Source organism: Desulfosporosinus burensis, assembly GCF_054657535.1.
In genome coordinates this window covers 1-14,812 of the sequence record NZ_BAAHYN010000004.1, presented here as the reverse complement: position 1 = coordinate 14,812, position 14,812 = coordinate 1, and the positions used below count along the sequence as shown (strand labels likewise).

Genomic DNA, 14,812 nt, shown 5'->3' with positions numbered 1-14,812 from the left:
TGTCAACTTAAATACAGGAGGCTTACAAGTATGTTAACTGCGTTACTAATAATTTTTGTATTGGGTCTTGCTATTGGCGTTCCTGTAGCTGTGGCATTAATCCTAGGGGCTATGGGTGGGTTGGCTATTTCCGGAGTACCTCTAATGATAGTACCTCAGAAAATGTTCTCTGCAGTCGATGCATACTCTTTGCTTGCAATTCCGTTTTTTATATTGGCCGGTGCGCTTATGCAAACGGGTGGTATGGGTCAAAGACTCGTTCGTTTAGCTTCAGCTTTGGTTGGAACCTTGCCCGGCGGGTTAGCAATGGTTTCCGTCGTTGCGAGTATGTTCTTTGGTGCCTTGACAGGCTCCGCTCCCGCTACCACAGCGGCAGTTGGGGGAATTACAATCCCTGAAATGAATAAGAAAGGTTACGATCCCTGTTTTTCTGCTTCCCTTTTGGCAAGTGCAGGAATTCTTGGAGTACTTATTCCTCCGAGCATTCCATTGGTTCTTTACGGAGTAGCAACGAATACTTCAATCGCCAAACTTTTTGCTGCTGGAATAATGCCTGGAATAATTTTAGGTCTTGTCCTAATGGGCTACTCTTACTATACTTCGGTAAAGAACGGCTATAAAGGAGAAGGACGGGTATCTGCTAAAGAGCTGTGGAGTGCCTTCAAAGAGTCTCTATTAGCCTTGTTAATGCCAGTCATTATATTAGGAGGTATCTACGGAGGGTTCTTCACTCCTACGGAAGCAGCTGTAATAGCATCAGTTTACGCTTTTATCATTGGCGGATTGGTATATCGGGAAATTAAGTTGAAAGACCTTCCTGCCATTGGATATTCAGTCGCGGAAAGTACAGCAACTATCATGTTAGTCGTAGCCGCAGCCACTCTTTTTGGTTGGTTAATGACAAATGAGGGAATTCCAGTCATCCTCACTAAAGGTATTCTTAACATCTCCAGTAATCCATTTTTGATTTTGTTACTGCTAAACATTGTTTTCTTAGTGACAGGTATGTTTATGAATCAAGGGCCAGCAATCCTGATTTTAGCGCCTATAGTATTGCCGATTATCACAAAACTTGGCGTAGACCCAATCTTCTACGGAGCGATTATGACAATGGTTTTAAGTCTTGGACAAGTAACACCACCGGTTGCGCTATCCCTGTTCGTAGCCAGTAAGATAGCTGATATTCCGATCGAAAAGCTAGTCCCAAAATTAATGCCCATGTTAATAGTTATGGTTATTACTGCTTTGATTCTTACTTACCTACCAGGAGTAGTCATGTTTGTGCCAAATTTATTTGGAATGTAGCTAAATAATAAAGTCGAATGATGGGAAACGCCCTGAAAGGCTGCTTTAATACTCCGATAGGCGTCTAATTTGAGGTAAGACAGTCTAGTTGATTACCTTTTTAGGGTAGTCTGCTAGACTGTGTTGTATTTTATGGGGTTTTGCTAGCTAGGAATAATTGCGTAACCCAATCGTTGAGTGTTGAATTTTTGACCTAAGTACCAAACAATATGTTAACTTGGTATGATATAATACCATTGTTATACCGTTGGATTAATAGTAAGGTCGGTGGATGTTTATGTTTGAACCCCTTAAATTTTATGGTAATCTATCCGAAGGCATTGTAAATCAGATTATGCAAGTAATTAATAACGGCAACTTAAGCCAGGTGATAAGTTGCCTCCCGAACGTGAAATGTGCACCATGTTTGCTGTGAGTCGGACAGTGATTCGGGATGCTCTAAAAATGCTGGTTGGGTTAAGTGTAGTAACGATCCGGCATGGTATGGGAGCTTATATTAACGAAGTGGATGGAGCGGAAGATGTCTCGCGATTAGCTTCCCTACTTCATATCTCTAGTGGGACCATTGAAGAGCTATATCAGGTACGGGAGGTTGTAGAAAGTCAAGCAGTGATTTGGTGTACTCAGAACGCGAACGAGCAGGATATTCAGCAACTAAAGCATATTGTTCGTAAAGGAAAAGAATTAGGGGATGCGGGTGAGTCGAAACTCGCTTTACTTGATGCGGAATTTCACTTGAAGATCGTGGAGGCTACAGGTAATCGGGTCCTGATGAGACTGATGGTAAACCTATTAGATCTACTCGGAGAAAATAGAGCCAGAGTGCTAATGGTTCCAGGGCGGCAGCGTTTATCCGTTCTGGATCATGAATCAATTGTTGAAGCGATTAATCAAAGAGATCCGGACTTAGCACATCAAAGAATGCTGAGTCATTTAGCGAATGTTAAAGAAGCTATTCAATCTGTGGCCCATGCTCCTGAGGACTGGGATTAGGTTAAGAAAATACTCAAGGAAAAGATTTACTTATTTCTATTGGATGGATTGAAATAAGTAAATCTTTTTCTTGAGAGCTTGTTGACAAAAGTGAAAAAAAGGATTAGCATTTATTAATGGTCATACCACATACCACATGTTGCATCGAAGAAATGGGAGAACAATGCGTGAGGAGTGGTTGAGGGATGGAATTCCTGTTAATGAAGGGCTACTCCAAGAACATAACGAGCTCAGCGAGAAGTTTGGCCTTTCAATTCTTGAATAGTTAAAGATAATGATTTAGAAGGAGGAATATATGGGCCAGACCGTCAATATTTCGAAAACTCAAGGCATATTGAGTGGGCGGACGATTAAAATTCTTATTCCAATTTTGTTGGCTGCGCTCTTCTTTTTAATACCTGCTCCAAAGGGATTAGAAGTACAAGCTTGGGAATTATTTGGGATTTTTGCTGGTACAATTTTGATGCTGATTTTGCAAGGACTTCCAGAAGCGAGTGCTATTTTTGTCGGTGTGTCGGCTGCTGGTCTGATCGTCGTTCCAATTAAAGATATTTTAGTGGGATATACAGATTCCACTGTCTGGCTGATTGTGGCGGCTGTTATGATGAGCTTAGGGTTCAAAAAAAGTGGCTTAGCAAAACGTGTTGGACTCATTCTCATCAAAGCTTTTGGTAAAAGCAGTCTAGGACTAGGTTATGTTCTTGGGGTTACCGATCTCATGTTGGCACCGGTGATTCCGGCAGCCCCAGCTCGTGGGGGCGGTTTGGTATATCCCTTGACCCAAGGAATATTTGAGGTCGTCGGTTCCAAGCTAAACGAGAATCCCCGCCGGCTAGGCGCTTATCTAACGGTCCTCCTCTATATGATGGATATGGTGGCAGGAAGTTTGTTTCTGACGGGAATGGGTCCGAACCTCCTTTCCATGAAACTCGCTGCGCAGATTTTAGGAGTTGAAGTGAGCTGGGGTTTATGGACAATTGCAGCCCTTCCTGGTTTCCTCGTATTTATGCTCCTTCCTTATATAGTTTATAAAATGTATCCCCCTGAACTAACTTCTGTTGAATCGGTTCGGGAAATGGCTCGTGAACAACTTAAAACCTTGGGTTCAGTAACGATAAGGGAAATTATCGTCGGGTTAACCTTTTTACTGTCTCTGGTTTTATGGGCAACCAGTAGCAGGACAAATATTGATACGACGATTGTTGCGTTCCTCGGAGTCACCATCATGCTTCTAACCGATGTGATCCAATGGAAGGATATTGCTGATTCGAAGGAGACCTGGGGAATTCTGATCTGGTTCGGAGGAATTATTGGTTTATCGTCAGCACTTGCCAAACTTGGGTTCTTTAAATGGTTGACCATTGTGATGCAAGATGCCTTACCCCAGGGTATCGGGACGGGTACCACGTTTGTGATCATTGCCTTGGTGGCGATTATTCCACACTATGTTTTCCCGTCTCTCGTCGGTTATGTCGCCACCTTTGCACCAGTTATCTTCAGCTTCGTGGCAGTCACAGGGGCTCCAAAGTATCCGGCTGTGTTCCTGGTTGCTTTTCTCATGGTGATTTCTTCGACTCTTACGCATTATGGGAATGGATTAGGGCCTTTGCTGATGGGAACAGGTTATGTGGAAAAAACAACTTGGTGGAAGATAGGTTTTGTAGTGACCTCATTATCAGCTGTCGTCTATCTTACGATCGGCTTGGGGTATTGGAAACTTATTGGGTTATGGTAAATAATTCATAGAACATGGATTTGTTTGGAAAGGAATATTGATAATGAATAAATTAATTCAGGTATCAATTGAAGAAGATATTTTTCCAGTATATAGAGAAACCCCGATTGGACTTCTTTTGAATGAACAGTCTAAGGCAATGATGGAAACGAAACTTGAAGGAATAGCAGCAAAAGCTCTAAGTGAACCCAAGTTAGTGTTTACGTCATTAGCACATCATGTGACTAAGGAACTGATATGGGAAAGTATGGGGCATATTTCAAACGATACAGCTCCAGGTATTGATGGCATTGACGCAAAAACTGCAAAGAAAACCTTCAAAGTATGGGTTGATGAAATGATAGCGTCAATTCACAGGAAGAGCTACAAACCGCCGGCGGTACGCAGAGTATGGATACCGAAACCAGGAAAAGCCGAGAAAAGACCGATAGGTGTACCGTGTATTGCAGATAGAGCTTTGCAAAGAAGTGTAGCCAAAGTATTAAATGCGATATACGAACAAGATTTTCTCAACTGCTCTTTTGGAGGCAGGCCTGGTAGAAGTGCGCATAACGCACTTGCAAGCTTAAATGAAACAATAGGCTGCAAAAAGGTAAACTGGGTGTTTGAAGCTGATCTGAAGAATTTCTTTGGGAGTTTAAACCACGGATGGTTACTCAAATTTGTGGAACATAGAGTCGGAGATCAGAGGATAATAAACCTAATTAGAAGATGGCTGAAAGCAGGAGTAATAGAAGATGGAAATCTTGAGGTAAGCGAAGTTGGAACACCTCAGGGAGGCTCGATTAGTGTTCTCCTTAGCAACTTGTACCTACATTACGTTCTTGATTTGTGGTATGAAAAAGTAGTAAGACCCAAGATGAAAGGGGAAAGCTATCTAATCCGCTACATTGATGATTTCATGCTGTGTTTTCAATATAAAGAAGATGCAGATAGATTTCGTCAGGTCCTAGAGGAAAGACTAACAAAATTTTCATTACAGCTTGAGCCCAACAAGACCAGACTTGTAAGGTTTGGTAGGTTTGCACCTAGAGATATAAAAGGAGAAAAGCCAGAAACAATATACTTTCTCGGTTTTACTCACTATTGTACGATAACCAGAAGTGGAAAGTTCATGGTTGGAAGGAAAACGGAGAAAAGCAGATTAAAGCGAAGTCTTGCTAGAATCACTGACAAAATGAAAGAGATGCAACACTGGTCAATTAAGGAACAAGTATACAAAATTAATGAAATGCTCCGTGGACACTACAACTATTATGGAATGGGTGGAAACCTTAAATCCTTACAAAGAGTTCATCGCGTAGTTGAGAGGTACTGGTGGAGATTGCTATGCGGACGAAGCTGGAGAGGATATATTAGGTGGAATGTGTATGTTGAAATCCTAAAAAGTTTTCCGATATTGCGTCCAAGAATTCATATTCCACTAGTGAAAATGAAGCAACACGCAATGCTGTAAACCAATTTCTGAAGAGCCAGGTGCGGGAAATCTGCACGCCTGGTTCTGTTATCCCGATATCGGGATAACACCACTTATCCCGCAAAATGCGGCATCCCGACTAATTGTCATAAGCCCTCATATCAAGCCCTTCCTTCACAAAAATGGCGGGATAATATTTACTGGCTTAACCCATATAACTGCCTGATTAACGCCTCATCATCTTCCCACTCAAGATATGCAGTTTCGCCGGATAGCAACGGGTTCAATTTTGAAGTAGCTTTCATGATAGCCTCTTTTTTCATTTCAGTATCAGCATTCGCATAGATCAATGTCGATGAAATTTGTGCATGCCCGAGCCATTCAGCCAGCAAAACCATTGGCATCCCACTTTTATACAGGTGCATGCTACGAGAGTGACGAAACATGTGGCAATGAAGTGACTCTGGGACTTTTGGATTGACGTTATGCGCGGCGGTACCGTATTTCTTGACAAACTTTTCTGAGCAGTCTGGCGACATAGCAGATCGGTTCCCTTTTCGTTCGATGTAGAAAAGATGATTGCTAAAGGAAATTTCAGGGTGGAAGACATCAACATACTTTCTGAAATGATCAACGGTTTTGGGCATTACTGGCACCAAGCGCGTTTTCCCACCTTTCCCAGTAATGACAACGTAGGGCGATTTACCTTCGAAGTGGATGTCACTTAACCTGATATCTAGCAACTCTTGGTTTCTGGCTCCGGTATCATACATCAGTATCATAAAGAACAGATTTCGTAGCCCCTTCTTCTTTCTAGCATCTGGCTGCTCAAGTATAGTTTTCAACGCAGATTCACTGAAGAACTTAATGACGGCGGTCTTTGCCACCTTTTTCTGAGGGATAGTGCATAAATCATTAACGCATGCCTGAACACTAACATCCCTGACACCGGCATATTTAACGAAAGACCGGATACATGCAAGGCGATGGTTGCGTGTGGAAACACTGCAATGCCTTTCCTTTTCAAGATACTCCAGATAGCTCTCAACTGTCTCCCTGGAAAGATATTCGAAACTGAGTTTTCCCAGAGCGAAACCGTTTCTGTCGCAAATATAGCTCAACAATTGATTGAGACATTCACGGTACGACTTAATAGTATTGACGCTCACAGCCCTTTGATCTGGGAGATATACCGTCAGAAAGTCCCGTACTAATTTGAAGAAGCGGGTGCTTTTCTCATTCATCTTCGAACACCTCCGGGATCAAATCCGAGAAATGGCTCCAGTCGATAGCCGATGAACGAATGAGGTTTTCCGGTAAGAGGTGGATGTAGTATGCCGTATCCGAAAAATGAGTATGGCCCATAAATGCGCTTAGATAAGGGAGTTTTGCGAAAAGATCAGCACCTTCGTCCAACCATTTCATCATCATCGTCGTTGCATACCGATGCCTGAGATCATAAACAACGGCGGAAGCCTCATTACTGGTTGCGCGGGCTTTGTGCCAAATCATTCGAAACTGTCCGGAAAGCCAGCGCCGATTGTATGGCAAGCCGTTCGGAGATGGGAAAAAGTATGTGTTACCAGTGAAAATGTCGGCATTGGAAGTATGATAATCCTTGCACATCTGCAACACATCATCGGACATGGCGACATAACGCTCTTTGTGAGATTTGTTTTTTCGGACAAGCAAGATGCCTTTGTCGAAATCTATGTCGCAGCTTTGCAGTTCCCGTCCCTCGTTCGGACGCAAGCCGCAAAAAAAAATCAATCGCAATAATACAGGAAGAATCAGGTGCCGGTTAGGGGAGCATTTATTAGGCAATAGATCGTCGCACTCCTTGAAAATGCTCTGTAATTCCTTGTCAGTAAAAATATACGGCGTCCGTGTCTCTGGCCTTGGGAGAAAACTCGATGGGATCACATAGCAATCAATACCGATTGCAGATAGGTATTTAAGCAACTCCCGAACTGATTGAATCCTTCTTCTCGCGCTGGTCTGGGATTCGCTTTCCCAGCGTGAACACCAACTTAAGACTATTTCTTCTTTGAGATCGGACACGTCTAATTGCTTCGTCACTATATAATTACAAAAACGCATCAGGTCGTACTCGTAAGATTTTCTGGAATATCCTATGGATTCTTTGTAGAGGAGCATAGCCTCAATATATTCGTTGAACGTCTTCATCGTTTGAGCCCTCCCCGACAGAGTCGAACCCCAATGCGCATTCGCGCAAGCCCTCAATATCCAGAGAAATATACGGTTTAGTCGCGTGAGTGTTTTGATGACCAAGTATCTGTGCAATCGTTGTTATGGGCACGCCTTCCATTGTCATTTGGGTGCCAAGCATCCTCCGAATGCCATGCATCGTTTTTCCATCACCAAGCGTATGTGATACTCCCGCTGCCTTCATCCGTCGGCGCAAGACACATGCTACCGAGACGCCATCCTTAAATCCTTGAAAAGGCGCAAGGCTTCTTAAAAATATCTCCGGGGATTTCGATTCCGGACGACTATTAAGAATGTAGTCGGCCAAGGCGGTTCCAACGCCCCTTTGCAGCGGAAGGTTGACAGGCGCTTGGGTTTTCCCCTGAACTATATGAATCTCGCTTTTTCGCCAGTCAATATCTGAACGTTTGATTTTCGCTATATCCCCAGCCCGCATACCACTGCTTGCAGCCAACAGCAAAATGGCATAGTCGCGTTTGCCGATTGCCGTGCTTAGGTCAATTGACTTTATGACTAATCCCAAATCATCTTGGGGCATACACGGATATATTTTTCCTTCTCTTGCTCTCGGTGCCATAAGTAAGCCTGCGTATGGAAGACCGGATAGTCCCGATCCAGTAAGATATCGATTTAATTTGCGAAGAGCGCCGACAACATCATCCATGCTTTTTGCGCGTGACTGGGAAACATCGCTCAGAAACATCTGTACATGCTCTGACTCAATTTGAGAAATGTTGTTGATGTCAAAACTGGCAAGCAGCAACAGAAAACGCCTAACTATGTACAGCGTATCGCGGCTTCGCATCTCCATGCGGACTGCATCGGCGAGACCGTTGATAATATGCTCAAAGCTTTCCGGTAAAACGGGGATACTTTTGCTAACTGGTCCTTTCCAGACGAAATTGCCTGTCTCATACACCTCTCGCAGTATTCTGGTACCTCGAGTGCGGAGGTTATATACATTCCGTGAAATCGCCCCTGTCTTCAGATTCTCCTGATAGCGTTGATCTAGCTCGTTCAGCAAATCTGCACTGTAATATACCTCCTGCTTTTCCTTGAAGAATTCGGAGATCGGTTTGAAACTACGAGATGCGACTACATCAAGTGTAGATTTTGCTAATCCTACTTCCTTTTCTAAGATTGCCAATGTCTGTTGGATGATTCCAAAAATCGTATTGTCTTCCATGTAAGCCTCCTATTGAATTTAGTGAATTCAATATACAGCATAATGAAAGAAATATTATCCCGCCATTTTTGTGAAGGAAGGGCTTGATATGAGGGCTTATGACAATTAGTCGGGATGCCGCATTTTGCGGGATAAGTTCTGTGGGGGTCTGGACTGCGAATTGCGCAGTCCTTCTACCCGGAAAGTGGAGTCTGAAGGGCTTGAGGAGAAGTACCAGGCCGTAGTGAAAAGGGGCCACCCGAATTGCGAACCGGTCGGCCAAAGATGGGGCAAGTGGTCTTCTGTCAAGATTTCGGACAGGTTAAAAGTAGAAATAATCCCAGTTTATCAATTTAACACACTAAAGTATTTTCAAAATTATAGGGTGACATCATGCCACAATGTTCATGAATTCTAACGGTGTTATAAAAAGCTTCAATATACTCAAAGACTAATTCCTGAGCGTGTTTAGTGTTTTTAATCACATAACGGTTGAGCCATTCTCGCTTAATTAAAGCATGGAAGGCTTCTATACATGCATTGTCCCATGGGGTTCCCTTCTTTGAGTAACTGTGAATAAAATGGGCTGCTGGAGTAGCCTCTAAATAGCTTTTAGATACAAATTGAACTCCTCTGTCGCTATGGATTACTATAGGCTGACTAATCTTTCGATTCATTTTAGCTTTTTCAATGGCCTTTAATACATGTTCTGTGGATAAACTATCCGATACCTGCCAGCCTATGATTTTCCTGGAAAACAGATCCATCACACTCGTCAGATAGGCAAATCCAGATAGGGTGTAAACATAGGTTATATCCGTTACCCAAACAGTGTTGGCTGCCTTCGGATTAAAGTCTCTATTAAGAATGTTTTTAAGCTTGTTATCGAACTCGGGATCTATGGTTGTTCTAGTGTAGGGACGTACCCAGATGGCTTTTATTCCTTCTTCTCTCATGTAGTTACCGACGGTCTTCTCTGCGATTACATGCCCCCTTGATTGAAGGATTGATGTTATTTTTGGGGCTCCATATATTTGATGAGATTCATTATAAATCTCTACAATTTCAGCTTTGATTTTTTGCTTCCTTATTTCCTGATCGGATGGAGTTCGTTTGACCCAACTATAATATCCCGATGAAGAAACGCCCAATAATTTGAGCACACTGTTAACAGAAATCTTGCGCTCCTTCGATGCTAGTCTTGTTGCTAAATAAATTGATTCTGTTAGTTGTTCAGTATGCTTATAGCCTTTTTTAAGATGTCCAGCGCATCCTTTGAATCTTTTAATTCCTTCTTTAAGCGAGTAATCTCTTTTTCGGCGTCTGAGCTATGATTGCCCGATCCTCTGTGATTAACAGTACCATGATTTGTTTGAGCACTTGACACCCACTTACTTAAGGCTGACTTGCTAACTTTAAGATCTCCTGCTACTTGTTCTAGGCTTTTGCCAGATGAATGATAATACTCTACAGCATCCTGCTTGAATTCAGCACTATATTGTTTTTTATGTTTTCCCATTAAACAGTACCCCCTAGTTCAGTTATTTTAATTTTATAATAAACCAGGGAAAATCTCTATTTCAGTTGTCCTATTTCTATTCTAGCATCACAAGGTCGAGCCTGCACTATGGAGGCGAAGGCATTTCAGTCCACCCATCGAACCAAGGTGTGTGCGGGCGGCATGGTATGGAAGATGGCGTAGCGACCCACGGAGACCTCGTATTATCTGAGTGTGAACACCGTCATGGGCCGGTGTATAAAGTAGCCAAGGTGGAGATCGTTGTGCGTGTTCACCTCAGTCAGACAAGCACAGCAACTCAGTAAGGCTTTCTATAAGGCAACCCCGAAGTGAAAGTCAACGTGGTGCGAGGAGTCGGAGAGCCGAGTAGTACTTTAACTAACGAACAACAGAAACGTTAGGATCACTTGTCGTGTACAGGTGGCTTCGTTTTAGCTCAAAAGGCTAAGACGAAGGGGAAGGCGGCTCGCTTTATGGAACCAGAAGCCGAAGCGGAAATTCGTGAGTAAGCGGCAAGGAACGGAAAGTTCCCTATGTGAAAGACCCCGAACTTGCAGGCGGAGGAGACGAAAGCCATGAAGGAAGATGGTACAGCCAAAAAGGTTCATTCACTGATTGATAAGGTGTATCAACCGACAAACTTAAGAATGGCATGGGACATGGTTAAAGCGAATAAAGGTAGTGGCGGAATAGACAACGTCGGAATAATCGACTTTGATAAGGTAGCTGATGAGGAACTCCTAAAGCTACATAACGAATTAAAGAACGATACCTACAAGCCTATGCCCGTTCGGCGAGTCTATATCCCCAAACGTAATAAGCCGAATGAGAAGAGGCCTTTAGGAATACCGACGGTAAGTTCATAATGCACCCTCCTCAATAATGTTTTGGAAAGAGGCCAAACGTCTAGTCTAGTTCCTGACTTTTTGGCCTCTAATATTGATGATTTTGGTCGAAGTATCAGCGTATGTCCTTAATTCTTTTTCGGTAGTTTCGTCAATTATTATCCGGTATGGACACCCTGGTCCTTTTCGTTTACCCTGAATTTTGTCGGTTTCAAGCCAGTAGTAGACAACTCCAGGGCTAACGTTGAATTTGGAGGCTACATCTTTAACAGTAAGTTCATTACTCTGTTTAACAAACCCAGGAATTTTGTAACGATACCTTAGCCAGGCAATAGAACTTTCTGTAAATGTGCGTCCTTCCGGAGTACGGTATCCTTTCTTGTTGAAATGGTCCGCAATTTCGACACTCGACATCGTTTTAGATAGTTCTCTGACAAGTTTTACCGTATCGGGAACGTGCTTGCGGGTGATTGATGGAGGTAAGGATTTCTTTGTGTGAATTAGTTCGCTGTGTCGGCTGCGCCAACGTATGCCTAAATGTACATCTGGGTCAAGAGGTTGGCAAGTGACTGTAACATCTTCAATTAAGAGTCGGACGAGCCGTTTTCTATCCTTCATAGTGGTCGTCGGAGCGTTCCAAATGCAAGGAATATCCTCGGCTAAGCGCAGGATCATGTGACGATCTTCGTTCGTTGGGGACCATGCTCGCTTTGTTTTATAGTTTTCGTATTCCTCCTTTAACTGGCCCAAAGCCAGTAGCTTTTCGTTCCATTTAGCTTCTAACGTGCGTACCACTAGACGGTTTTCTGGCTCAGATAAATCATATTGGCGGTAAGCTCGCTCTACTTCAAATTGGGATTGTTCCAAAGCCAGTTGCCAACTCTTGTTGGCAGTATTATCTTCGCTAATGAGCTTATCCAGAGAAAGCAGAGCTAGTTCTAGTTCCGCAGGTTGAAGAATTTCCATGATCCTTTTGGCAACAGCCTGATCAAGGGGTTCAGCTCTAATCGACGAACAGGTGCAGGCTTTACCGAGTTCCCAACGCTGTTTGCATTCGTAACGAGGTTCAATACCACCATTGCCAGTATAGCGAACGGTCATGTGCCTTCCGCATTTAGCACAAATAAGTAGACCTTGTAATAGGGCGCTGCCTTCCCGAGCCGCGCCACTTACCTCTGAATTTGTGCGGTTTCGTTGTAGTTGAAGTAAATTCTCCTCATACTGGGTCCAGGAAATATAGCCCGGATGGTGATCGTGAATGAGCACTTCCCATTGATCCCTTGGTAGACGCACCATATGGGTTTTAAAGGAACCTTGGTTATCCAGCCTCTTGCGGTATTTATAGCGGCCAAAACAATAAGCCCCGGTATACGCGGGGTTAGACAGAACACCGAGCACCCGGGAATGAGTTAAAGTGCCCCAAATCAGTTTGCCGGCCCAAACACCGCCATAGGCTCGTTTGGGAAACTGCAACCCGTTGGTAGCAAAGAATTTAACCACACCATAGGCACAACCGGAAGCTTGGAACGAGGTAAAAACATGCCGAACAGCAGTTTGAACAGCTTCATCAGGGTCCAAAGACGTACTACCATCAAAATCGAAACAATAGCCAACCGGCAAAGGAAAATGCAACTCCCCCTTATGCGCTTTATTCTTCTTACCGCCCATCAGACGGGCGCGCAAAAAGTGCAGTTCAGCTTCACTCATGGTTCCCTTAAAGCCTAAAATGAGGCGGTCATTAAATTCATTCAAGTCATAGAAGCCATCTTCGTCGATGACGATGGTATCGTAAAGCGCACAGATCTCGAGCAGTTGAAGTAAATCTGCCGAAGAACGGGCCAAGCGGGAGACCTCCAAGCCGAAGATTGCTCCCACCTGTCCCAAAGAAACCTGACCAACCAAACGCTGAAACCCCTGGCGGTTGGACTTGTGGGCACCAGAGATGCCTAAGTCCTCGTCGATGACTTGAACCAAATTCTCGCTCCAGCCCAGATTCAATGCTTTCTCCCGTAGCGCATACTGGCGCTCGGTACTCTCCTTGTGAAACCGGACTTGAGCAAGCGTCGACTGACGGATGTACACAATGGCTGTCCGGTTCAGATGAATCGATTTCACGATCGACACTGATGACATTGTCTAGATCTCCCTCCTCATGCATTGCCACCAGAAAGGAGCGAAGAATTGATGAAAAAACGCAAACCATTTCTTCGACACGATCACCTACTAAGCTAGCCAGAACTGATTCTTAAGCCGACCAAGATGAAGAGATGGCGGCTTGAGACATACTTATTCACTCCTCTCTATGTCGCATAGCTAGTCCTGAACACGTCGTTGTAAGAGTTCCAGATTAATTTCTGCTAGTTCCACTAAGATGTCTTGGGTACGGTGGAAATTATCTAGGCGTTGTTGAACCCAGGGCTCCCAACTAGTCGGCACATAGATCAGTCGAGTTTTTCCTTCGTGCAAACTGGATAAATAGAGACTGGGATGGCCCTGACCAGATGCACAGCGGCAGTTCGATTTACCACACTTGACATAACGGGTAATTAAAGAACCACGAATGACTTGATCAAGGGGTGGTAAGGAATCGGTTAACTCTCGGCGCCGTGCAGCTAGTAGAACGGTAGAAATGGATTTTAAAGGTTTCTTAACAGTATCCATGCTAATAAGATTTTACCTCCTGCTCCTAAATATGTCAATAGTCTATCTATTTCGACGGAGAAAGAGTTTTATCTTTTAGTTTAGAAATTAAATTGAGTAAATCTCTAAGGACAAAAGCATCCAAAGGAAAGTTCTTATCTGAAGGGTTTACGGAAAGGGGGTCATGATCGGTCCAAGATTCGGGCACACTAAGCGATCCGCTTTCTGTGGCTAGAGAATATAAGCGGATCCCGTTAACCTTACGGATTTGTAGAATCTTAAAAGTTTCTCCCTTCAATGGATGAAACGGATGAGTAATAGTTAGTAATCCCAAATCCTTATTGTGACCATGTGCAGTCTGTTGTGACCGTCCCCACAGTTGTGGATAGAGCCCTGCAACGCAGTACTGCCGAAGTATTATCCGCAATATATGAGCAAGATTTCCTTAACTGTTCATTCGGAGGAAGGCCAGGGCGAGGTGCGCATAATGCCCTTGCAACCCTAAATGAAATAATTGCCGGAGAAAAAGTCAGTTGGGTACTGGAAGCAGACCTCCGAGGATTCTTCGGTAGTCTGGACCACCAATGGATGTTGGATTTTGACCAGCATAGGGTGGGAGACCCGAGAATTATTTCAATGATAAACAGATGGCTGAAAGCCGGAGTTATGGAAAACGGAAAAATACAGACGAGCGAAGTCGGAACTCCTCAAGGTGGCTCAATTAGCGTCTTGCTGAGCAATGTTTACCTACATTATGTACTTGACCTGTGGTTTGAAAAGGTAGTGAAGCCAAGACTAAAAGGTGAAGCATACCTGATTAGGTATATTGATGACTTTATAGTCTGCTTTCAATACCGTTCAGATGCTAATCGTTTTCATGAAACACTGAAGAAAAGGCTGGAGAAATTTGCTTTAACTCTGGAACCGAGCAAAACGCGCCTAGTCGAGTTTGGACGCTTTGCAA

15 protein-coding genes are annotated in these 14,812 nt (G+C 43.7%); 7 read left to right on the top strand and 8 right to left on the bottom strand.

Annotated features, from left to right (window positions below):
• Positions 1 to 30 precede the first annotated feature (30 nt).
• From ACYQ3Q_RS07435 to ltrA, 4 genes are all read left to right on the top strand, one after another.
• Positions 31 to 1,305: a TRAP transporter large permease gene (locus ACYQ3Q_RS07435; protein WP_459927976.1), complete on the top strand. Its 1,275-nt coding sequence runs from the start codon at positions 31 to 33 to the stop codon at positions 1,303 to 1,305.
• Between the two features lie 411 nt (positions 1,306 to 1,716).
• Positions 1,717 to 2,298 (top strand): FadR/GntR family transcriptional regulator, encoded by a 582-nt coding sequence (locus ACYQ3Q_RS07430; RefSeq protein WP_459927975.1) that lies wholly within the window; start codon positions 1,717 to 1,719, stop codon positions 2,296 to 2,298.
• Positions 2,299 to 2,593: 295 nt separating this feature from the next.
• Positions 2,594 to 4,033, top strand: a complete 1,440-nt coding sequence (locus ACYQ3Q_RS07425) for a DASS family sodium-coupled anion symporter (RefSeq protein ID WP_459927974.1) — start codon at positions 2,594 to 2,596, stop codon at positions 4,031 to 4,033.
• A 43-nt stretch (positions 4,034 to 4,076) separates the two neighbouring features.
• Positions 4,077 to 5,489 carry a group II intron reverse transcriptase/maturase gene (ltrA, locus tag ACYQ3Q_RS07420; protein WP_459927973.1) on the top strand — a complete coding sequence of 471 codons (1,413 nt, stop codon included), beginning with the start codon at positions 4,077 to 4,079 and terminating at the stop codon, positions 5,487 to 5,489.
• Between the two features lie 158 nt (positions 5,490 to 5,647).
• Here the strand turns inward: ltrA and ACYQ3Q_RS07415 are convergent, their stop codons facing one another.
• The 5 genes from ACYQ3Q_RS07415 to ACYQ3Q_RS07395 all read right to left on the bottom strand — a co-directional run bounded on the left by ACYQ3Q_RS07415 (position 5,648) and on the right by ACYQ3Q_RS07395 (position 10,363).
• A complete protein-coding gene (locus tag ACYQ3Q_RS07415; RefSeq protein WP_459927307.1) occupies positions 5,648 to 6,694 on the bottom strand; it encodes a tyrosine-type recombinase/integrase in 1,047 nt (348 codons plus the stop codon).
• A complete protein-coding gene (locus tag ACYQ3Q_RS07410) occupies positions 6,687 to 7,637 on the bottom strand; it encodes a tyrosine-type recombinase/integrase (RefSeq protein WP_459927308.1) in 951 nt (316 codons plus the stop codon). Before ACYQ3Q_RS07410 ends, ACYQ3Q_RS07415 begins: the two co-directional genes overlap by 8 nt.
• Positions 7,612 to 8,865 carry a tyrosine-type recombinase/integrase gene (locus ACYQ3Q_RS07405; RefSeq protein ID WP_459927972.1) on the bottom strand — a complete coding sequence of 418 codons (1,254 nt, stop codon included), beginning with the start codon at positions 8,863 to 8,865 and terminating at the stop codon, positions 7,612 to 7,614. The genes ACYQ3Q_RS07410 and ACYQ3Q_RS07405 overlap by 26 nt, the downstream gene beginning before the upstream one ends.
• A 332-nt stretch (positions 8,866 to 9,197) precedes the next feature.
• Positions 9,198 to 10,133 (bottom strand): IS3 family transposase, encoded by a 936-nt coding sequence (locus ACYQ3Q_RS07400; protein WP_459928312.1) that lies wholly within the window; start codon positions 10,131 to 10,133, stop codon positions 9,198 to 9,200.
• Positions 10,070 to 10,363, bottom strand: a complete 294-nt coding sequence (locus tag ACYQ3Q_RS07395; RefSeq protein WP_459927971.1) for a transposase — start codon at positions 10,361 to 10,363, stop codon at positions 10,070 to 10,072. The genes ACYQ3Q_RS07400 and ACYQ3Q_RS07395 overlap by 64 nt, the downstream gene beginning before the upstream one ends.
• A gap of 149 nt (positions 10,364 to 10,512) precedes the next feature.
• Here ACYQ3Q_RS07395 and ACYQ3Q_RS07390 point away from each other — a divergent pair, with 149 nt between their 5' ends.
• Positions 10,513 to 10,668: a hypothetical protein gene (locus ACYQ3Q_RS07390; RefSeq protein WP_459927970.1), complete on the top strand. Its 156-nt coding sequence runs from the start codon at positions 10,513 to 10,515 to the stop codon at positions 10,666 to 10,668.
• A 270-nt stretch (positions 10,669 to 10,938) separates the two neighbouring features.
• Positions 10,939 to 11,229, top strand: coding sequence for a hypothetical protein (locus ACYQ3Q_RS07385; RefSeq protein WP_459927969.1), 291 nt, complete (start codon positions 10,939 to 10,941; stop codon positions 11,227 to 11,229).
• A 45-nt stretch (positions 11,230 to 11,274) separates the two neighbouring features.
• On the opposite strand, the gene ACYQ3Q_RS07380 is transcribed toward ACYQ3Q_RS07385, so the two are convergent.
• From ACYQ3Q_RS07380 to ACYQ3Q_RS07370, 3 genes are all read right to left on the bottom strand, one after another.
• Complete coding sequence (locus tag ACYQ3Q_RS07380; protein WP_459927968.1) at positions 11,275 to 13,341, bottom strand: recombinase family protein; 2,067 nt, start codon at positions 13,339 to 13,341, stop codon at positions 11,275 to 11,277.
• A gap of 180 nt (positions 13,342 to 13,521) precedes the next feature.
• The gene (locus tag ACYQ3Q_RS07375) at positions 13,522 to 13,869 is read right to left on the bottom strand and encodes a DUF6788 family protein (protein ID WP_459927967.1); all 348 of its coding nucleotides are present in this window, start codon (positions 13,867 to 13,869) and stop codon (positions 13,522 to 13,524) included.
• A 46-nt stretch (positions 13,870 to 13,915) separates the two neighbouring features.
• Positions 13,916 to 14,182, bottom strand: a complete 267-nt coding sequence (locus tag ACYQ3Q_RS07370) for a DUF5372 family protein (RefSeq protein ID WP_459927966.1) — start codon at positions 14,180 to 14,182, stop codon at positions 13,916 to 13,918.
• 17 nt (positions 14,183 to 14,199) lie between these two features.
• Here ACYQ3Q_RS07370 and ACYQ3Q_RS07365 point away from each other — a divergent pair.
• The coding region (locus ACYQ3Q_RS07365; RefSeq protein ID WP_459927965.1) for a reverse transcriptase domain-containing protein at positions 14,200 to 14,812 on the top strand (613 nt) is incomplete at its 3' end.